This is a genomic window from Ruegeria sp. B1 (genome assembly GCF_056535885.1).
Genome location: NZ_JBQFJA010000001.1, coordinates 2,256,891 through 2,276,101, shown reverse-complemented (window position 1 = coordinate 2,276,101; position 19,211 = coordinate 2,256,891). Strand labels below are relative to the sequence as shown.

Below are 19,211 nucleotides of genomic sequence, written 5' to 3'. Positions count from 1 at the left end.
ATATGAGCGCAAATCGCCATACGCGCCCTAGCCCGGGGCCGCTTTGAAGTGGAGGATAAACTGCGCACCGGGCGCATTTGGTCCAATGGACATCTGACCGCCTGATGCCTCGACGACCGCTCTCACAATACTCAAACCCATCCCGGTTTCACCCTGATCCCGCCGGGTCGTAAAAAACGGTATCAGGACTTTGTCGCGGTTTCCATCGCTGATACCGGAACCATCATCGCGGACAGTCAACTGCGCGCCGGCAGCATCGCGAGACGCGATCAGCGAAATCTCTCTAGCTCCGTTCTGCTGAGCGTTTTCGACCATATGCGTGAGAATGATCCGCAGGGCATCTGCATCCAGCGGCAATGCGATGTCCGTGTTTTGCACCACAACCTTTATGCCCGGAAACACCGGTCTGATGTCACCTAAAACCTGACCCAGCGTGCACGTGCCCCCAAGGACGTTCTGGTCCGCCAGGCTGAACGCGCGCATGCTGGCAAGGAGGTCCTCCATACGGGCGGCGTCGCAGTCAATATTGTCCAGAAAGCGCGCTTTTTGCTCGGCGCTCATATCGGGATCCCGGAGCAGTTCGACCGCGCCCTTCACAGCAGTCAAGGGCGATTTCAGCTCATGCGTGACATGGGCTGTGTAGGTCTTAAGCGCATCCTGCTGGTTTTGCAGGCGCTGTGTGAGGCGCTGAAAGCTGTTGGCGAGCCTTTCGATTTCCCGTGTACCGTGATGGTCCGGCACCTGCCATCGCCCCTTGTCGCCGGTAATCTCCGTCTGACGGATCAGCGACTGGATGGGGCAGGTGATGAAACGCCAAAAAACAAACCCGATCAGCGATGTAGACAGAATGACGAACACAGCCGCCTTGGCCAGATTGTACCGCTCTCCATACAAAAACCTGAAGATGTGGTTGGGCGTGCGGCTGAGATAAACGGCCCCGACGACATCCCCGCCAACGACCACTGGCACCGCGACAAAGACCCTGACACGGGTTCCTCGGCTGACCGAATAGACGACAGGTTCCGGATTGTCCCGGACGCGTATGCGCGCAACCGAAACCGTCTCGCCCGCCAGCGCACGCGCCACCTCGTCAACGTGGTTCAGGGACAGACCAAGCTCGGCACTTCCGCCGATGACATTTCCGCGCGTGTCAAGCAGCCGGTAGCCGACCAATGTGCTCACCTGTGCGGCGTCTGCGATGCGCGACAGGTCCGGGCCGATGGCCTGATAGATCGGCGCGGGTCTCGTGGCCGCTGTGATCGCGTCCGGGCGCGGCGGCAGAGTGGTCTCCGGCCCCAGGGACAGCGACGGAAAGACCGGATCGTAACCCTGCGACGCCGAGGGCCCGGTGTCGCCGACCCCGGCCTCTTCTGCATAGAGTTCTGCATAGACGGCAGCCATGACGGCGGCCTGTGTTAACAGGCTTTCCTCGGTCTGCTGAACCAGTTGGTTGGCATAGAACCTGAACAGAAACAGGCTTGCGATCGGCAGACACAACACCAGCCCCAGAACCAGCAGCAACACGGTCCCAAGATGGGGGCGCCATTTTCGGGTTACCCGGACCGGCACGCACCCATCCTCAGCCCGCCCCCATGGACCGTGACGATACTGTCCAGACACCCCGCCCGAGACAGCTTGCCCCTGATGTTGCGAATATGGCTGTCGATTGTGCGGTCCGAAACATGAATGTTGACCCCGTACACCGCGCTGATCAGGTGCCGGCGTGAAACCACGTTATCGGGACGTTCCATAAGAACCTCCAACAGAGAAAACTCAGATGCCGTTAACGCGATATCCCGGCCAGCCAACTCACACAGATGCCGATTCAGATCCAGCCGCAAATCCCCACGGCTGTATGTCCGCTCCGGCTGAATGGCAACGGACTGCGTGCGTTTCAGGATCGCCTTGATCCTTGCAACCAGTTCGCGTGGGGAAAACGGTTTGGTCACATAGTCGTCACCGCCGATTTCCAGCCCGACGATCCGGTCCACCTCGTCATCCCGTGCGGTCAGAAACAGGATCGGCAGGTCCGAGGTTCTGCGAATTTCCCGACACACATCGAGCCCGTCCAGTTCCGGGAGCCCGATATCCAGAACCACAAGGTCCGGCGGCTCGGCCTGAACCGATGCCAATGCGGCAAGGCCGTCTTCGGCATGGGCTGTGGTGTAGCCGGATTTCTCGGCCGCAAACCCGATCACCTCGCGGATATGCGGATCGTCATCCACAATGAGAATATGGCCGGACATGAGGGGCTTACCTTTGCGTTTTTCCGTCAAGATAGACCTGAAGCCGCCACTTGCGAAAGCCCCATGTGCGCCAATTTTCAATCGGCTGAAAGACCGGTTTCGCGGGCGCATACCGACCATATCTGGGACACATGGGCAATCCTGTCAGCCCTTCATAGGCGTCAATCACCGGAAGAGCCTGTTCGCCAAGACCGCAAATGTAGGCTGCGTCCAAATCGCCAGCACCTTCGGATTTTCTGAGATTGTATGCAGCGATGACAAAGGCAAAATTGACAAAGCAACAGATGTACAAGGTGCCCATCAGGACCATCAGGTTGGATCGCACCAACCATGCGACGCTTCTGCTCTGATTGATCTGCATAATGGTCAGTGCCAGCCCAACAAGCACGAGGCCCATCCATATGAAGGCCGCGGCGCGGAGGTATGTCAGGCTGTACGCGTCGACATAGAGGTATAGCCGGACTGCCGCCGTGATCACCAGAAACACATTCTGCCCAAGCCACACCAACATCAGGGTTTTCAAAAACCGGCTGTGGTCGATCACTTTGTACGAGGCAACAGCAAACAACCCTGCCAAAAGCGCTGTTGCCACCAAAGGATAGGCCCCGCGATGTGCGTACCCGGCATAAGTCACCCCGTCTGGCAGCGACATGCCTCCGATCAGCACGCCGACATCCATGACCGTTTGCACCAGAAACAAGAGATTAAATAGAAACAGTGAGTTACGAAGCGACTCTACTGTTAAAAGGGACGCAAGCCATGGTCGCCGGCCCGTCCGAACATCAGGGGCTTTGGCTGCGGGTGCAAGCCAGGTTTCGGACAGAACCAGATACGGCCAGATCAGAGACGCCGCCAGCAACCAAAAAACCAGCCGCACCAGATGATCCCATGTCAGAAAATCCAGCCTGTACACCTGTTCGATAAACCGCTCCAAAACCGGGTTGGCGGCCGACAAAAGGAGCAGGAAAACAAGGCCGACCGAAACCGGCAGAATCATCGATTTGGCCAGTCGCCTCATGTTCGGGCCTGCCTGAGACGCGCGTACTTCCTTGACGGCCGTGATTGGCAGCAACGCCGCCCCGACGGTGGAGACGCGGACAAACGTCCGAATAGCCTGCCACCATCCGATCAAGCGCCCGTAACAGGCCCAAGCCACCAGAACCACGATCCCCGCAATCGTGAACACTAGCGACATGGCCTGAACCTGTTCGACCACCGGCAGGTTGCAGATGACCTGACCGCCGAGAACAATCGCCCATTCGCGTCGTGTTGCCCCTGCGGGTTTTGTAGCCAGCACGCAAGCGGAAAGCGAAATGGCAAACAGCGCGATGGACACACCCAAACCGTGATCCCAAAACAGGAAATCAGCCAGCCAAATCAAAAACAGAAGGAGGGGAACCACCGCAGGATGATATCTGACGGATTCCCTGGACTCTGACGGCCTTTGCGCCCCTATATCGCTGGTGGTGTTCGCATCACTGCAATCCAACCACCACCCGTCCTGCCGGATGCTGTCCGGCAAGCCATTCAGTATCAGTTTTCCGCTCATCTGTCCCTCCGAGCAATGTTTTGCGTCAAAGCGGAGTATGCGCGGCGCGTTTGCATATGACGCCCGCAGGTCGTGCAGGCGTCAGGATTGTTTTGTGCAGGTTTCGTGCAACCGGCTTTTTGCGCGACCTAGCGACCTTGCGGAATCACCTCGTATCCCGGTTCCTCCGGTTCATCATCTTCCATTTCCATTGGGAACCCCGGCGCCGTGATGTCGAGCCCGGTGGCGTCTTCGAGCCTTCTGATAATATTCGGGGACAGTTCCCGATCCCCGTAGCGGGCAATGCCGTCCTCGAAGATCTTGATCATCATCGGGTTAATCTCCAGCGGCACGCCGGCACGGTCCGCAACCTCCTGAAACAGGCCAATGTCCTTTTTCACCAGATCCATAGTGAATGAAATATCGCGCGAGCCGTTCAGGATGACCTGGCTTTCGGTTTCATGCACAAAGGACGTCCCCGACGAGATCTTGATCGCCTCGTACGTGGTGTTCAGGTCCATACCTGCAGCTTTGGCGGTGACCAGCGCCTCGGCGCAGGTGATCAGGTTCGCTGTTGCCAGATAGTTGGTCAGCACTTTCAGAACCGACGCCGAGCCCAACTCACCCGTGTGCAGAACCCGCCGCCCCATCGTCGTCAAAAACGGCAGGATATGTTCGAATGTCTCGCGGTCACAGCCCGCAAAGATCGAGATATTGCCGGTGGCCGCGCGGTGACACCCGCCCGAAACCGGGCAATCCACAGCGGCCCCGCCCCGTTCGATCACCAGCGCGCCCAGGCGTTTGACCTCGGCCTCGTCGGTGGTGGACATTTCCATCCAGATCTTGCCGGGCCCAACCTCGGGCAGCATTTCCTGCATCACCGCGTCCGAGGCCGCAGGAGATGGCAGGCAGGTGATAACTGCGTCACAATCCAGCATCATCTGTGCCGGGCTTTCTGCGGCTTTCGCCCCCCTGGCCACAAATTCTGCAACCAATTCAGGGTTCAGATCGTGGACCGTCAGATCGAGCCCGTTGCGCAGCAACGACCCCGAAAGCTTTCCGCCAACGTTTCCAAGACCAATGAAACCAACTTTCATGTAGCATTACTCCCTGCTTACATTTTCGCGCAGACCGCAACACGGTTGCGTGCGCGCCGTCATGCCGCCCAGCGACGCTGGCAGGTCGCTTTTCATCCCTTCAACGCTTCTGTGTGCGTAACGCGCTTGACAAGCTGCCCGCGGGTGCCGCATGTCCGATCCGTTGGTGTCTGCAACCGCAGATGAAAAGGGAATGCGTCAACGGTTTATCCGCCAAACGCAGCCGCCCCCGCGACCGTGACCGGAGAGGGTGCCCAATGCCACTGGCCAAAAGGCCGGGAAGGCGGGTCATCCGACAGAGCCATCGCTCTGACATCCGCAAGCCGGGAGACCTGCCAACGCCCGAAGACCAGACCGGACGGGGTGTTCCGGTGTCGGGACCATGGCGATCAGCGTGGCCCGCATGAAACCCCGTCCCCCATGAACCGAAAAGGGGGATGAGAGACATGACCGAAACCGCACCAGTGGAACTGCTGGTTTGCACCACTTGCCGACGCGGGTTGCCCATTGAGGATGATGCGCAGCGCCCCGGCGCCAAACTGCACAAGGCCCTGGCCCAAGCTGAACTGCCCGATGGGATCGCTCTGAAACCCGTCGAATGCCTTTCGAACTGCGATCAGGGATGCTCGATTGTTCTGCGCGGCGGGCCAACCCGCTGGACCTTTGTCTATGAAAATCTGAACGAGGCCGACGATGTCGCAATCATCGTCGAAGGCGCTATCAAGTACCTCGCCGCCGAGGATGGCCTGGTCAAATGGCGTGAACGCCCTGAACATTTCCGCAAGAACTGCGCGGCCCGTATTCCCCCGATTGGAGCCTGATATGCCAAACCTTGAAAAACTTCCCGTCACCGTGATCACCGGCTTTCTGGGCGCGGGAAAAACAACCCTGATCCGGCATCTGATGCAAAACCCTCAGGGCAAGCGTCTGGCCGTTGTCGTCAACGAGTTCGGAGACGTCGGCGTCGATGGTGAGATCCTCAAATCCTGTGCGATCCCGGATTGTCCCGCTGAGAATATCATGGAGTTGGCCAATGGCTGCATCTGCTGCACGGTCGCTGATGATTTCATCCCGACCATCGAGGTGCTGATGGCGCTGGAGCCGCGCCCGGATCACATCCTGATCGAAACCTCGGGGCTGGCGCTGCCGAAACCGCTGCTCAAAGCGTTTGACTGGCCCGATATCCGCTCGAAGATCACTGTAGATGGCGTGATCGCTCTGGCTGATGCCGAGGCGGTGGCGGCCGGTCGATTTGCCCCCAATGTCGAAGCAGTCGATGCCCAGCGTTTGGCGGATGAGTCAATCGACCATGAAACGCCTCTGTCAGAGGTGTTCGAGGATCAGATTTCCTGTGCCGATATCATCCTGCTAACCAAACCTGATCTGGCCGGTCCCGAGGGCGTTGCCAAGGCCAAAGAGGTTATCGCGGCTGAGGCACCACGGCCCCTACCCGTTGTCGAGGTGGCCGAGGGCGCGGTGGACGTGCGTGTTGTGCTGGGCCTAGAGGCCGCGGCCGAAGATGACATCGACGCACGTCCGTCGCATCATGACGGTCACGACGACCACGAACATGACGACTTCGAGAGCATCGTGGTCGAATTGCCTGAACAGACCGATCCGGTTGCTCTGGTTGCCAATATCGAGCGTCTGGCCAGGGAGTTGAACATCCTGCGCGTCAAAGGCTATGCGGCGGTGGCGGGCAAACCCATGCGCCTGCTGGTTCAGGCTGTCGGAGCCCGCGTGCGACATCAGTATGACCGCCCGTGGAAGCCGGACGAAGAGCGCCGGTCGCGATTGGTGGTCATCGCCGAACATGACGACATCGATGCAGCGGCAATCCGCAGCATCCTCGAAGGCGTCGCCGAGGCTGCCGAGTAACACCGCATGCACGTCGTCTTTCGCGAAAGCCACGGGTTAGAAGAGACAGAAACCCCAACCGATCTGGGCCAGAACCCGGCGGATCTGGTGGTCTTGTCTTTCTCTGACAGCGACCTTGGGGCTTTCGCGGCGGGCTGGCATCGCGGAGGCGGACCCGAAGGGCGTCTGCCGACCCTTCGGCTTGCGAACCTGACAGCGCTGAAACATCCCCTTTCGGTGGACACCTATGTCGAGCAGACGCTTGAGGGCGCAAAAGGTATCCTGATCCGCCTGATCGGCGGCGTACCCTACTGGTCGTACGGGTTGCAGCAGGTTCTGACGCTCGCGCAGGCCAACGGGATCGCGCTGGCCGTGCTGCCTGCGGACGGGCGCGAGGATACGCGGCTGGATGACTACTCGACGCTACCCGTATCCACCTTGCGGCGGTTAGCCCATCTTTGCGATAGCGGCGGAGAGGTCGCTGCACAGGCCGCTTTGGCACAGATGGCCTTGGCGACCGGGCTCTATGCCGGACCGGTCATGGGCGCAAAATCTATCCCTGAATGCGGTGCGTGGTGCCCGGATCGCGGCGTTGTTTCTGCGGAAGCGGCGTTTGCAGGAGACGCGAAACGCATTCTTGTGACCTTCTACCGGGCTTACCTGACTTCTGCTGATACTGCACCCATTGCCACACTGATCCGAAGCCTGCGCGCGCGCGGCTTGGATGCGGTTGGTTTGTTTGCACCGTCTCTGAAAGCCCCAACAGCGGCAGACTGGCTGCGCGAGCAGGTTGTGGCCCTGAACCCGGCAGCAATTGTGAATGCGACGTCCTTTTCGGGAAAAGGCGCGATGGGCACGTCCCCCCTGGACGCGGCCAACGTCCCGGTGTTTCAGGTCGCGCTCTCGACCTCGCGTCGCAAGGCCTGGGCCGAGGCTGAGAGGGGTCTTTCCCCCGCCGATCTCGCAATGCATGTGGTTCTGCCCGAGGTTGACGGACGCATTTCGGCCGGCATCGCCTCTTTCAAGGAACCCGGCAAGCGGGACCCGCATCTTGAATATTCCCGTTTTGCCCACCGCGCAGAACTGGAGCGGATCGAGGCCATTGTTGACCGCGTTTCCGGCTGGCTAAAGCTGCAGGAAAAACCAAAGGCTAAACAGGTTCCGGCCATTGTACTGTCCACTTACCCGGGCAAAGACTGGCAGATGGCGCATGCGGTGGGTCTCGATGCCTTGGCGTCGGTCGAAGCGATGCTGTCAGATCTGCAAATGGATGGGTATGACACCGCCCCGGCACAGCCGGTTTCCGAGACCTTGCTGGACGCCCGGATATCGTGGCCACTGCAAGACTACCTGGCAGCGCTCTCCGATCTCCCACAGCAGCTGCGCGCGGATTTGCAGGCCGTCTGGGGCCAGCCTGAGGATGACTCTGCCTTCGTCGACGGCGCGTTTCATTTCGCGGCGCTCAGACGCGGCAAGGCACTGGTCGCGCTGCAACCCGAACGGGGCACGCCCGACCTGCGAGACGATGAGTATCACGATCTGTCGCGCACCCCACGGCATAGCTATGTCGCGTTCTACCTATGGCTGCGCAAGGGCTTGCGTGCGGATGCGCTGATCCATATCGGTGCCCATGGCACGCTGGAGTGGTTGCCTGGGAAATCTGTTGCTTTGTCACGGGAATGCTGGCCCGAAGTGCTGGTCGGTGATCTGCCGGTGATCTATCCTTTCATCGTCAACGACCCCGGCGAGGCCGCACAGGCCAAACGCCGGATCGGTGCCGTGACCCTCGGCCATGTCCCGCCCCCAATGAAAGAAAGCGGCACCCCGGATCGGATGGTTCGGCTGGAAGCTCTTTTGGATGAGTTTTCGAATGCTGATGGCCTGGACCCAAAGCGCCGCGACCGTCTGCAGGCCGATATCCGAGATGAGGCACAGATCATCGGGCTGGAAAGCGACTTGGGTCTTGATCAGGCGACCTGCACAGCCGAGGCCATCACACGGATTGACCGGTTCGTCTGTGACATCAAGGAAAGTCAGTTTGGCGACGGGCTTCATGTATTTGGCCGCTTGCCAGAAGTGCCAGCCAATTTTGATACAGCGCCGTCCGCTCAGAGCGAAAAACAGGCGCTGCTGGATGCCCTGGCCGGAAAGCGAATTGAGGCCGGTCCTTCGGGTTCGCCGTACCGGGGCCGGTCAGACGTTTTGCCAACCGGGCGCAATCTCTATACCACCGACCCGAGATCGGTTCCGACGCGGGCAGCCTATGCGCAGGGCGTTAAACTGGCCGAAGAACTCGTGCGGCGGCATCTGCAGGAGGAAGGCGATTATCCCAAGGGTTTGATCGTCGATCTGTGGGGGTCGGCCACCATGCGCACTGCCGGCGAAGAATTCGCTATGGCCCTGCATCTGCTGGGCGTCAGACCGGTGTGGGACAAGGGATCTGAACGCGTCTCGGGCATCGAAGTCCTGCCGATCACCGACCTCAGCCGCCCGCGCCTGGACGTAACGCTGCGAGTCTCTGGCCTGTTCCGCGATGTGTTCCCGACACTTTCAGCGCTCTACGGACAGGCCATCCGTGCACTGTCGGACCGGGACGAGGCACAAGACTGGAACCCCTATGCAGGTCGGCCCGTCACAGCCCGTGTTTTCGGCCCCGCTCCCGGCAGCTATGGTGTCAACATGACCGAGCTGTCCGAGATTTACACGGATGAGGCCCGCGCACAGGCGGGTGAGGCTTGGTTGCAGGCCAGCTCATTCGCGCTGGAGGGCGAACACATCACTCAGGACAAAGACGGCCTTATCCAGCGCGTGGCGAATGCCGACAGCTTTGTCCACTTGCAGGATCTGACTGAAACCGACCTGCTGCTGGCCAATGACTATGCCACCCATGAGGCCGGGTTCGCCGCCGCCAAGAAAGTAACAGGCGGCAACGCGCAGCTTTATCATCTGGACAACACCAACCCGGACACCCCGCGTGCCCGGACCTTGCCCGAAGAAGTCAGCCGCGTCGTCCATGCCCGCGCGGCCAATCCGGGCTGGATTGCGGGCATGCAGCGCCACGGGTTTCGGGGGGCGGCCGAGATTGCGGCAACCCTTGACCATATGGCGTCTTTTGCGCATCTGTCAGACACTGTCGCACCGCATCTGTTCGATCTCTACCACGATGCGACGCTGGGCGACACCCAAGTCGATACATTTCTGCGAGAAGCCAACCCCCTTGCCCATCAGGCGATGCAGGACAGGTTCCGTGCCCTGCTGGACGCAGGTCTCTGGGAGACCCGCCGGAACTCGATCCGGGCGGACCTGGAGGGAATGAAATGAGCGCGCCGGTCGTCCAGGGGTGGTGCCCGGGCGCGCACCGACCGATGATGTCCGGCGACGGCCTTGTGGTGCGCGTTCGACCGCGGCTGGCGCGGCTGGATCGGCAACAGGCGTTGGGCTTGTGCGATCTGGCAGACCACTTTGGCAATGGCACAATCGACCTGACAAACCGGGCCAATCTCCAGCTGCGCGGTGTAAACGAAGCTGATCATAGCCCGTTGCTGCGGGAACTGGCTGCCCTTGGTTTACTGGATCCCGAACCGGGCATTGAAGTGCGTCGCAATATCCTCGTCTCACCGCTCTATCGACCCGGCGACCTCACCGAGCGGCTGACACAGGAGTTGATCGACAGATTGGGCGAGTTACCGGACCTTCCGGCAAAGTTTGGGTTCGCGGTGGATACCGGTACAGCCCGGCTGCTGGCGTCGGATTCAGCGGACATACGGCTGGAAACCGGACCTGAGGGTCTGGTTCTGCGCGCAGACGGCGCGGCAACGGGTCAATTGGTCACCGAGGACGCGGCCGTGGATCGGCTGATCGCGATGGCCAAATGGTTCTCGGACAATTACGCACCAGACACACGCCGTATGTCACGGCTGGTGTCTGCCATTGGGGTACCGTCGGACTGGCAAGGACACGCGCCTGGCCCTATTGCGGCGACAATCCAGCCAGGACCTTGCAACTTGGGAACAGTCTATGGCGCGGCCTTTGGTCAATTACATGCAGAGCCTTTGCGCGAACTCATCATTGCAACACAATCATCTGCATTGCGGGTAACGCCCTGGCGGCTTGTGCTACTCGAAGGCGGGGCGGCAATACCTGCGCCGGGCTTTGTCACCGATGCTGCCGACCCGCTTATGACCACCGACGCCTGCCCCGGCGCGCCGTTCTGCCCGCAGGCGCAAGTGGAAACCCGCGAGGTCGCCCGCGCCCTGGCCTCTCGCGTGGATGGCGTTCTGCATGTGTCGGGCTGCGCAAAGGGCTGTGCACGGATGGGGGCGGCAGATGTCACTTTGGTGGGGCGGGACGGACGATTTGATCTTGTCAAAAGCGGTCGCGCGGGGGATGAGCCCTGCAAAAGGGGATTGAACCCGAATGCTCTTTCGACCATGGACCTGACGTGATGCCTTATGAATATGAAACTGATGGCGCTGCGATCTATAAGCAGAGCTTTGCCACGATCCGATCCGAGGCCGACCTTGCCCGGTTTGATGCCGACGAAGAACAAGTTGCTGTGCGTATGGTTCATGCCGCGGGCATGGTGGGGCTGGAAGAGTTCGTGCATTTCTCGCCCGGATTCGTCCCGGCGGCACGGTCCGCGCTGGAAAACGGCGCTCCGATACTATGCGATGCGCGCATGGTGAGCGAAGGCGTGACCCGGTTTCGTCTGCCCGCCAATAACGAGGTGATCTGCACGCTGCACGACGACCGTGTCCGCCCCTTGGCCGCAGAGATGAACAATACACGGTCTGCTGCCGCGTTGGAGCTATGGCGGCCCAAACTGGACGGCGCCTTGGTAGCCATCGGAAACGCCCCAACCGCCCTGTTCCACCTGTTAAATATGCTTGAAGATCCCTCCTGCCCGCGCCCTGCCGCCATCATCGGCTGTCCGGTTGGCTTCGTTGGCGCGGTGGAATCCAAAGAGGCCCTGTGGGCGGCACAGCCGGTCCCGTCCTGCATCGTCAAGGGTCGTCTTGGCGGCAGCGCCATAACGGTGGCCGCCATCAACGCGATTGCGAGCCGCGCCGAATGAGCATGGGTAGGATTTACGGCGTCGGTCTCGGTCCAGGCGATCCGGACCTGATGAGTGTGCGGGCGGACCGTCTGCTGCGCACGGCACGTAACGTTGCGTTCTTTCGCAAGCCCGGGCGCAGTGGTCATGCGCGTAAGATCGTGACTGGGATGATCCCATGTGACGCGACCGAGTTCCCGATGGAATACCCCGTGACCACCGAGATTCCGTTAACGGACCCACGGTACAACGAGCTTTTGGCCGCCTTTTACAAAGACTGCGCGGCGCATCTAATGACGCTGATAAAGCAGGGTGAGGATGTTGTTGTTCTATGTGAGGGAGACCCGTTTTTCTACGGGTCTTTCATGCATCTTTACAGCCGGTTACGCGACAAAGCTCATGTCGAAGTCGTGCCCGCCATCACCGGAATGTCGGGCGCATGGACCGCAACGGGCGACCCGATCACCTGGGGGGATGACGTCCTGACCGTTCTGATGGGAACGCTACCCGAAGAAGATCTGGCGCATCGGATGGCGCAGACCGACGCGCTGGTGGTGATGAAGATCGGCCGCAATATCGACAAGGTGAAACGATCGCTGAAAACCGCCGGTCTCTATGAGCGCGCGTGGATTGTCGAGTTTGCCCAAATGGCAGAGCAAAGGGTCACGAAACTTTCAGAAGCGTGCGAGAAGGTGACTCCCTACTTCTCAATTATCCTAGTGCACGGTCAAGGACGGCGGCCATGACCGGTTGGGTCAAGATCGCGGGGCTGGGACCAGGCAGCGATGATCTGGTGACACCCGAAGTGACCTCTGCCTTGGCGGATGCAACTGACGTCGTAGGTTACATTCCCTACGTGGCGCGGGTGGAACAGCGCGAAGACCTGACCTTGCATGCCAGCGATAATCGGGTTGAGATTGACCGCTCTCAGCATGCGCTGCAATTGGCCTCGCAAGGCAAGCGTGTCGTGGTGGTCTCCTCTGGCGATCCGGGTGTTTTTGCCATGGCCGCAGCGGTGTTCGAAGCGCTGGAAAGCGGGCCAGAGGACTGGCGCAATATCCCAATCGACGTGCTGCCCGGGATCACCGCGATGCTGGCGGCCTCGGCCCGCGCAGGTGCGCCGTTGGGGCATGATTTCTGCGCCATTAACCTTAGCGACAACCTCAAACCCTGGTCCGTGATCGAAAAACGGCTTCGTCTCGCAGCGCAGGCGGATTTTGCGATGGCTTTCTACAATCCACGCTCAAAGTCCCGCCCAGAAGGCTTTGAAAAAACACTTAAAATCCTGCGCGCGGAATGTGAGCCAGAGCGGCTGGTCCTGTTTGCACGTGCCGTATCGCGTGCAGATGAGACCGTCCGAATTTCAACTCTGGCGGAGGCCACGCCGGATATGGCAGACATGCAGACCGTGGTGATTGTCGGTTCCTCGCTCACGCGTATAATTGACCGTGATGGCGATCCAATTGTTTACACCCCGAGGTTCACTCCGGAATGAGCCAACCAGTCCAGAACCTGCTCCACGCTCAGAAACTCCGTCCGGTGCGGCAGGATGGGGCGGTCGATCATCAGAACAGGCAGTCCAAGCAGACGCGCGGCATCAAGCTTGGCGCGCGCGCCGGACCCGCCCGCGTTCTTCGAAACAACCAGCTCCGTACCGTGGTTTTCCATCAACGCGCGGTCATCGTCCAGCGTGAACGGGCCGCGCGAAACTACCACATCGCAGTTCGGAAACGGTGGGGCCGTGGCGGCATCCACCAGCCTAAGCAGGTAGTGATGATGAGGTTGACTGGCAAAATCTTGAAGATGCATTCGGCCCACGGCCAAGAACACGCGCCGCGCTGGCCCCTCCAGTTCGTCTACGGCGGCCGGGATATCCGGGACGTGCTGCCACTGGTCGCCTGTCTTTGGGCTCCATTCGGGTCGGGTCAAAGCCGCAAGCGGCGCGCCGGTCAGTCGGCACGCCTCAAGCGCATTCTGGCTCATCTGCGCGGCAAACGGATGTGTCGCGTCGACGATATGACTGATCCCGTTCTCCTGTATGTAGCGCGCAAGACCTTCTGGCCCTCCAAACCCTCCGATGCGGACCGGAATGGGTTGCGGGCGCGGCGTATCCACGCGCCCGGCATAAGAATAGATGGCCCGGACACCCCTGCCCGCAACGGCGCGGGCCAGGGCATTGGCCTCGGTCGTGCCGCCAAGGATCAGGAGGTTGGACATGCATGACACTCCATGGCTGACTGTTTTGGGTCTGGGCGAAGATGGACTGGATGGCCTCTCTCCCGCAAGCCGTCAAGTTCTGGACCGCGCCGAGATTGTCATGGGATCGCCTCGACATTTGTCGCTTATCCCAGACACCAACGCCAAAAGGATTGAATGGCCTGTTCCTTATGCGGATGGCTTGCCCATTCTGACAGGACTCAGGGGACGGCGTACGGTTGTGCTGGCGTCCGGTGATCCGTTTTGGTTTGGCGCCGGGTCCGTGATCGCGCGAAACTTCGATGCCGCTGAATGGGTTGCCCTGCCCGGTCAATCAACCTTCTCTCTGGCCGCAGCACGGCTCGGCTGGCCACTGGAAACCACGCTGACATTTGGACTTCATGCGGCACCGCTGACCCGCCTGAGACCCCATCTGGCGCCCGGGCTGCGTGCCATTCTTTTGCTTCGGAACGGGGCCGCGGTCGCCGAACTTGCCACCTATCTCGGCGACACCGGGTTTGCAGACACCGCGCTGCACGTTATGGAATCCTTGGGCGGACCGCGCGAACGCGCCAGCAGCATGTCGCTGACCGAGGCTTTGCTGGGGTCGTTCGAACACCCGGTTTGTGTTGGCCTTGAGGTTGCAGGCGCAGGGCGCGCTTTCCCCAAAGCCTCCGGCAAACCGGATGACATTTTTGAAACCGATGGTCAGATCACCAAACGGCCCATCCGGGCGCTCACCCTATCCGCCCTGGCTCCGCAACGGGGCGAGCATCTTTGGGACATCGGCGGCGGCACCGGATCGATCAGCATCGAATGGCTGATGTGTGACCTGACCCTGACGGCGACATCGATTGAACCGCTTGAGGATCGGGCCGACCGCATCCGCCGCAACGCCGACGCTCTGGGGCAGGATCGGTTGGAGGTCGTTCACGGAACCGCGCCCGAGGCGCTGAATGGGCTGACTCCGCCCGATGTTGTTTTCGTCGGCGGAGGTTTGAGCGTAGAGTTGGTGGAATGGCTCCGCGCCAACGTGCCCGCCGGCACAAGGCTGGTTGCAAATGCGGTTACATTGGAAAGCGAGTCCTTATTGTCCCGCATGCAGGATGACCTGGGCGGAGAGTTGTTGCGCATCGAACTGGCCCAGGCAGCGGCGTTGGGGCCACGACGCGGCTGGAAAGCGGCCTACCCCGTTGTTCAGTGGAGCGTAACGCTATGATCGTCGCGGGGATCGGGTTTTCTTCTTCCGCCACTTCGGACAGTTTACGGGCGGCATTCGAGCGGGCTGTGAACGGGCAACGTGTGGATGCGCTTGCAACCGTCTCGGATAAAGACGGCCATGCCGCTCTGAACGCATTCGTCCGAGAAATCGCCCTGCCCCTGCACCTTGTTGCACCAGATGATCTTGTGGGACAGCGCACGCTGACCTGTTCGCCGCGCAGCCGGGCCACCCATGGCACGGGCAGCGTCGCCGAGGCCTCTGCGCTGGCCGCCGCGGGGTCCGGGGCGCGGCTGCTATCGCCCAGAAAACTCTCGGACGACCGGCTTGCAACCTGCGCCGTCGCCATCGGAGGACAGACATGACCGTTCATTTTATTGGGGCTGGACCCGGCGCCGCTGACCTGCTGACGCTGCGTGGACGCGACATCATCGCGTCTTGCCAGGTGTGCCTCTACGCGGGATCGCTGGTTCCCGACGCCATTCTGGAGCACTGCCCGGAAGGCGCAAAAGTCGTAAACACGGCGCCGATGGATCTGGATCAGATCATGTCTGAGATCAGCTCGGCACATGAAGCCGGCGATGATGTTGCGCGCCTACATTCGGGCGATCTGTCTGTCTGGTCGGCGATGGGGGAGCAAATCCGGCGACTGAAAGACATGGGCATCCCTGTCAGCGTAACACCCGGTGTGCCGTCTTTCGCGGCTGCGGCGGCATCGCTTGGCGCCGAACTTACTCTGCCGGGGCTGGCGCAATCGGTGATTTTGACGCGCACACCCGGGCGCGCATCGTCCATGCCCAAAGGGGAGACCCTGACCAACTTCGCCCGAACCGGCGCGACGCTCGCCATTCACCTGTCCATCGGCAATCTGGACACGGTAATCGCCGATCTGACGCCCGCCTATGGCGCGGATTGCCCTGTGGCCGTCGTCTACCGTGCAAGCTGGCCGGATGAGCGGATCATCCGTGCAACGCTTGCCACATTGAAAGATACGATGGACGAGAGCATTTCGCGCACCGCCCTGATCATGGTCGGCCCCGCGCTGGCTGGCGAAGGATTTGACGAAAGCTGTCTTTATTCCAAAACCTATGACCGCCGCTACCGTCCGCAAAGTGCGGACAGCCAATGGTCAAGCTGGAGCCATGGCGATGACTAATCCTCCTGGCCTTCTGATTTCGGCACCGTCATCGGGCACCGGAAAAACCACTGTTATGCTCGGCCTACTGCGTGCACTGGCAGAGGATGGCTTGACCGTTCAGCCATTTAAGAGCGGGCCGGACTATATCGATCCGGCCTTTCACCGTGCCGCGGCAGGGCGCGCATCGTTCAATCTGGACAGTTGGGCGATGGGCGAGCCACTGTTGAACGCAATTTCGACGCAGGCAGACGGCGCGGATATTGTGGTCGCCGAAGGGTCCATGGGCTTGTTCGACGGGGTCGCCAAACTCGGCGAGCTCGGCCACGGCTCGAGCGCGGAAACCGCAGAGCGGATGGGGTGGCCCGTGGTTTTGGTGTTGGATGTCGGTGGACAGGCACAATCAGCAGCGGCCACGGCGCTGGGGTTTCGGATGTACAATCCAGACCTGCCCTTTGCCGGTGTCATCCTGAACCGGTGCGCCAGCCCACGGCACGAACGTCTGACCCGGCTTGGAATGGAGCGTGCGGGACTGCCTGTATTGGGCGTCTTGCCCCGCCGGGGCGATCTGACCCTGCCCGAGCGGCATCTGGGCCTCATTCAGGCCGTTGAACACCCTGATCTTGAAAGCGCGATTGCCGGATATGCCGCGTTTCTGCGCGAACATGTGGATTTGGAGGCGATCAAGCGGGCGGCCTCCTCGGGCCCCATGGGGCCGTCGTCGGCCGCGCTGCCGCGCCCTCCGGCCCAGCGGATCGCGCTGGCCCGCGATGCGGCGTTTTCATTTACGTACCCACACTTGCTGGAAGGGTGGCGCACGGCGGGGGCGGAAGTGCTGCCATTTTCGCCATTAGCCAATGAAGCGCCCGCCAAAGACGCGGACCTTGTTTGGTTGCCGGGTGGGTATCCGGAATTACACGCCAGCACGCTGGCCGCGGCCAATACGTTTCAGACGGGTTTGCGGACCCATGCCGAAACCAAACCGGTACATGGCGAATGCGGGGGCTATATGGCCTTGGGCGAAGGATTGATCGACAAGGATGGTGTCCGTCACGCAATGGCCGGGTTGCTGGGCCTTGTCACATCTTACGAAAAGCGCAAATTCAATCTGGGATACCGAAAGGCAGAATTGCTGGCCCCGATGCCCGGCTTTGCCGAGAGTACCGCGCTTCGCGGCCATGAGTTCCATTACTCATCTATTGTCGAGCAACCGGATGCGCCCCTGGCACGTGTTTACGATGCCGAAGGGAATGAAGGACCGCAAACAGGATCCGTGCGCGGCAACGTCACCGGAACGTTCTTTCACCTGATTGCCGAGGCCACGGGATGAGCGGGTTCGTCTCGTTCATCGGTTCAGGCCCCGGTGATCCGGAATTGCTGACGCTCAAGGCCGTCAATCGGATGCAAGCCGCCGACGCGGTGCTGTTCGATGACCTCAGCAGCGGTCCGATCCTGTCGCATGCGCGCGAGGATGCGGATCTGGTCGGCGTGGGCAAACGCGCGGGCCGTGCGTCGCCAAAACAGAACCATGTCAGCCGCCTGCTCGTCGAATACGCCGAAACAGGAGCCCATGTTGTCAGGCTGAAATCCGGTGATGGCGGGCTGTTTGGCCGCCTGGAAGAAGAGTTGGTTGCCTTGCAGGACGCGGGTATAGGCTACGAGATCATTCCGGGTGTTCCTTCGGCAGTTGCTGCTGCTGCTGCGGCCGGAATCCCGCTCACCCGCCGTCTGACGGCCCGGCGGGTGCAGTTTGTAACGGGACACGATGTCAACGGACAACTCCCGGACGATCTCAACCTACCTGCACTCGCAGACGCTTTTGCCACAACCGTCGTATTTATGGGCAAAAGGACCTTTCCGCTTTTGGTGGAGGCACTGCATGCAAACGGTCTGTCCCTGGACACACCTGCGCTTTTGGCCGAGGCGGTCTCGACACCTGATCAGGCGCTGCATAGGTCAACCATTGGTGCGTTGTCCGAAAAGCTGAACTCCGAGGTTGGCACCGCCCCCGCTCTGATCCTGTACGGACCTTTGGCGGGGCTTGACGATGTATGAACTGACGCTGGTCGGCATCGGCACCGGCAACCCCGATCATGTCACCTTTCAGGGGGCTGAGGCAATCCGGTCTGCCGATCTGATTCTGATTCCCCGAAAAGGTGAGAACAAGGCTGATCTGGCAGGCATACGGGAACAGATCATAGCCCGGATATGTGAAAAGGACCCTCAAATCGCCTATTTCGACATCCCCAAAAGACGGTCCGAGGCGGGCTATTTGCAGGGTGTGGAGGAATGGCACGACGCGATTGCCACCCAGTGGCGAAGCGCAATCGAAACTTATCCCACTGCCCAAAAGGTCGCTTTGCTGATTTGGGGGGACCCGTCCCTTTATGACAGCTCGCTCAGAATCGCCGCGCGTCTAACCCCACAGCCCCAAACACAGGTGATTCCGGGTATCACAGCCCTGCAGGCACTGACGGCCGCGTTTGGAATTCCCATCAATGAGATTGGGGCGCCTTATTTCGTCACGACCGGTCGGCGTTTGCGCGAAGAAGGCTGGCCAGTCGCCGCGTCAACCGTTGCCGTTATGCTGGACGGCGAATGCTCGTTTCAAAGCCTCGAGATGGCAGACTATGACATCTGGTGGGGGGCGTATGTCGGGATGCAGGAGGAAATCCTGATTCATGGCCATTTGAGCGCTGTCGCTCCCGACATTCTGGCAACCAGATCGGACGCAAGGACCGCACATGGCTGGATCATGGACATCTACGTGTTAAAAAGACGCGGGACGTGATCGGACAGGTCGCAAACGGCAATTGCGCAATCGCGATGCTCATCGTGTGTCCAGCCCAGCCTTGGCATGGCCCGCGCGCTGGGTTGTTC

18 protein-coding genes and 1 riboswitch are annotated in these 19,211 nt (G+C 60.6%); of the genes, 13 read left to right on the top strand and 5 right to left on the bottom strand.

What is annotated here, in order from left to right:
* Positions 1-27 precede the first annotated feature (27 nt).
* The 4 genes from ACR3ES_RS11245 to ACR3ES_RS11230 all read right to left on the bottom strand — a co-directional run bounded on the left by ACR3ES_RS11245 (position 28) and on the right by ACR3ES_RS11230 (position 4,871).
* Positions 28-1,569, bottom strand: a complete 1,542-nt coding sequence (locus ACR3ES_RS11245) for a sensor histidine kinase (RefSeq protein WP_480425353.1) — start codon at positions 1,567-1,569, stop codon at positions 28-30.
* Positions 1,554-2,246, bottom strand: a complete 693-nt coding sequence (locus ACR3ES_RS11240) for a response regulator transcription factor (protein WP_170432999.1) — start codon at positions 2,244-2,246, stop codon at positions 1,554-1,556. The genes ACR3ES_RS11245 and ACR3ES_RS11240 overlap by 16 nt, the downstream gene beginning before the upstream one ends.
* Positions 2,247-2,253: 7 nt before the next feature.
* Entirely contained in the window at positions 2,254-3,795 is a 1,542-nt protein-coding gene (locus ACR3ES_RS11235; protein ID WP_480425352.1) for a DUF4153 domain-containing protein, read from the bottom strand.
* Between the two features lie 128 nt (positions 3,796-3,923).
* Entirely contained in the window at positions 3,924-4,871 is a 948-nt protein-coding gene (locus tag ACR3ES_RS11230; RefSeq protein ID WP_170433004.1) for an NAD(P)-dependent oxidoreductase, read from the bottom strand.
* 147 nt (positions 4,872-5,018) lie between these two features.
* A riboswitch (cobalamin riboswitch) is annotated at positions 5,019-5,225 on the top strand.
* Between the two features lie 92 nt (positions 5,226-5,317).
* On the opposite strand from ACR3ES_RS11230, the gene ACR3ES_RS11225 reads away from it, so the two are divergent.
* The 7 genes from ACR3ES_RS11225 to cobJ are packed head-to-tail and all read left to right on the top strand — an operon-like array spanning position 5,318 to position 13,276.
* A complete protein-coding gene (locus tag ACR3ES_RS11225; protein WP_170433007.1) occupies positions 5,318-5,692 on the top strand; it encodes a DUF1636 domain-containing protein in 375 nt (124 codons plus the stop codon).
* A gap of 1 nt (position 5,693) precedes the next feature.
* The gene (cobW, locus tag ACR3ES_RS11220; protein ID WP_170433010.1) at positions 5,694-6,749 is read left to right on the top strand and encodes a cobalamin biosynthesis protein CobW; all 1,056 of its coding nucleotides are present in this window, start codon (positions 5,694-5,696) and stop codon (positions 6,747-6,749) included.
* A 6-nt stretch (positions 6,750-6,755) separates the two neighbouring features.
* Positions 6,756-10,049, top strand: a complete 3,294-nt coding sequence (gene cobN / locus ACR3ES_RS11215; RefSeq protein WP_170433015.1) for a cobaltochelatase subunit CobN — start codon at positions 6,756-6,758, stop codon at positions 10,047-10,049.
* Positions 10,046-11,173: a precorrin-3B synthase gene (gene cobG / locus ACR3ES_RS11210; RefSeq protein ID WP_170433018.1), complete on the top strand. Its 1,128-nt coding sequence runs from the start codon at positions 10,046-10,048 to the stop codon at positions 11,171-11,173. Before cobN ends, cobG begins: the two co-directional genes overlap by 4 nt.
* A complete protein-coding gene (locus ACR3ES_RS11205; protein WP_170433022.1) occupies positions 11,173-11,802 on the top strand; it encodes a precorrin-8X methylmutase in 630 nt (209 codons plus the stop codon). The genes cobG and ACR3ES_RS11205 overlap by 1 nt, the downstream gene beginning before the upstream one ends.
* Positions 11,799-12,527: a precorrin-2 C(20)-methyltransferase gene (locus ACR3ES_RS11200; RefSeq protein ID WP_170433025.1), complete on the top strand. Its 729-nt coding sequence runs from the start codon at positions 11,799-11,801 to the stop codon at positions 12,525-12,527. Before ACR3ES_RS11205 ends, ACR3ES_RS11200 begins: the two co-directional genes overlap by 4 nt.
* Positions 12,524-13,276 carry a precorrin-3B C(17)-methyltransferase gene (gene cobJ, locus ACR3ES_RS11195; RefSeq protein WP_170433028.1) on the top strand — a complete coding sequence of 251 codons (753 nt, stop codon included), beginning with the start codon at positions 12,524-12,526 and terminating at the stop codon, positions 13,274-13,276. The genes ACR3ES_RS11200 and cobJ overlap by 4 nt, the downstream gene beginning before the upstream one ends.
* Here cobJ and ACR3ES_RS11190 read toward each other — a convergent pair.
* Complete coding sequence (locus tag ACR3ES_RS11190; RefSeq protein ID WP_170433031.1) at positions 13,249-13,998, bottom strand: cobalt-precorrin-6A reductase; 750 nt, start codon at positions 13,996-13,998, stop codon at positions 13,249-13,251. The genes cobJ and ACR3ES_RS11190 overlap by 28 nt on opposite strands.
* Here ACR3ES_RS11190 and cbiE point away from each other — a divergent pair.
* From cbiE to cobF, 6 genes are read left to right on the top strand one after another with little or no spacing between them, the layout of a single operon-like run.
* Positions 13,997-15,196, top strand: a complete 1,200-nt coding sequence (gene cbiE, locus ACR3ES_RS11185) for a precorrin-6y C5,15-methyltransferase (decarboxylating) subunit CbiE (RefSeq protein ID WP_170433034.1) — start codon at positions 13,997-13,999, stop codon at positions 15,194-15,196. The two genes, ACR3ES_RS11190 and cbiE, sit on opposite strands and share 2 nt — an antisense overlap.
* Positions 15,193-15,561 carry a cobalamin biosynthesis protein gene (locus tag ACR3ES_RS11180; protein WP_170433037.1) on the top strand — a complete coding sequence of 123 codons (369 nt, stop codon included), beginning with the start codon at positions 15,193-15,195 and terminating at the stop codon, positions 15,559-15,561. The genes cbiE and ACR3ES_RS11180 overlap by 4 nt, the downstream gene beginning before the upstream one ends.
* Positions 15,558-16,352, top strand: a complete 795-nt coding sequence (cobM, locus tag ACR3ES_RS11175) for a precorrin-4 C(11)-methyltransferase (protein ID WP_170433040.1) — start codon at positions 15,558-15,560, stop codon at positions 16,350-16,352. Before ACR3ES_RS11180 ends, cobM begins: the two co-directional genes overlap by 4 nt.
* Positions 16,339-17,661, top strand: coding sequence for a cobyrinic acid a,c-diamide synthase CobB (locus ACR3ES_RS11170; RefSeq protein ID WP_170433043.1), 1,323 nt, complete (start codon positions 16,339-16,341; stop codon positions 17,659-17,661). The genes cobM and ACR3ES_RS11170 overlap by 14 nt, the downstream gene beginning before the upstream one ends.
* Positions 17,658-18,386: a uroporphyrinogen-III C-methyltransferase gene (gene cobA, locus ACR3ES_RS11165; protein ID WP_170433046.1), complete on the top strand. Its 729-nt coding sequence runs from the start codon at positions 17,658-17,660 to the stop codon at positions 18,384-18,386. Before ACR3ES_RS11170 ends, cobA begins: the two co-directional genes overlap by 4 nt.
* On the top strand, positions 18,379-19,122 hold the full coding sequence (gene cobF / locus ACR3ES_RS11160; RefSeq protein ID WP_170433049.1) for a precorrin-6A synthase (deacetylating): 744 nt from the start codon (positions 18,379-18,381) through the stop codon (positions 19,120-19,122). The genes cobA and cobF overlap by 8 nt, the downstream gene beginning before the upstream one ends.
* Positions 19,123-19,211: the final 89 nt, after the last annotated feature.